Raw genomic sequence first — 832 nt, 5'->3', positions numbered from 1 at the left:
GCGCGGGTGCGGCGGCTGCTGGACCTCGACGCGGACCCGGTCGCCGTCGACTCCTCGCTCGCGGCCGACCCCGTGCTCGCGCCGTCCGTCGCGGCGGTCCCGGGAATCCGGGTGCCCGGCACGCTGGACCCGGCCGAGCTGCTGGTCCGTGCGATCGTGGGGCAGCAGATCAGCGTCGCCGCCGCACGGACACACCTGACGCGGCTCGCGCACGGCGTAGGCACCCCGTACGTCTCGGCGTTCGAGGGCCTGACCAGGCTGTTCCCTACCCCGAGGCAGATCGCCGGTCCTCCTGGGCGGGGCTCCGGCAGCGGGCCGGGCACCGAGGACGGCTCGGCCTACCTCCGCCTGCCCGCCCGGACCCTGGCGACCGTGCTCGGCGCGGCCCGGGACCTCGCGGACGGCAGCCTCACGCTGAGCGTCGGCGACGACCCCGACGACCTGCGGCGTCGCCTCGTGGCCCGGCCCGGGATCGGCCCCTGGACCGCGGGATACGTGGCGCTGCGCGTGCTCGGCGACCCCGACGTCCTGATGGACGGCGACGTCGCCCTGCTGTCCGGCGCCCGCAACCTCGGGCTGGTCTCCGCGGAGACCTCCCGCCCCCACCAGTTCAGGGAGCTCGCCCTGCGCGGCGCGGTCTGGGCGCCCTGGCGCTCCTACGCCGCGATGCACCTGTGGCGCTCCGCCTGACCCGTCAGACCAACAGGTCACCCGGGTGACCTGTGCGTCCGACACCTCGACCCCTGGAAGGAAGAACATGCACTCCACGACCCTCACCACCCCCGACGGGCCCTTCAGCGTCGTCGTCGCGGCGGTCCCCGCCGTCGGCGGC

Annotated in this window: 1 protein-coding gene; it reads left to right on the top strand. The window is 75.8% G+C overall.

Going from position 1 to position 832, the window contains the following annotated elements:
• Positions 1-690: DNA-3-methyladenine glycosylase family protein (locus PROKR_RS07455; RefSeq protein WP_036961432.1), on the top strand; the 690-nt coding region annotated here is incomplete at its 5' end.
• Positions 691-832 lie beyond the last annotated feature (142 nt).

Source organism: Promicromonospora kroppenstedtii DSM 19349 (genome assembly GCF_000515355.1).
Taxonomy (GTDB): Bacteria; Actinomycetota; Actinomycetes; order Actinomycetales; family Cellulomonadaceae; genus Promicromonospora; species Promicromonospora kroppenstedtii.
This window is presented reverse-complemented; position numbering and strand designations above follow the sequence as displayed.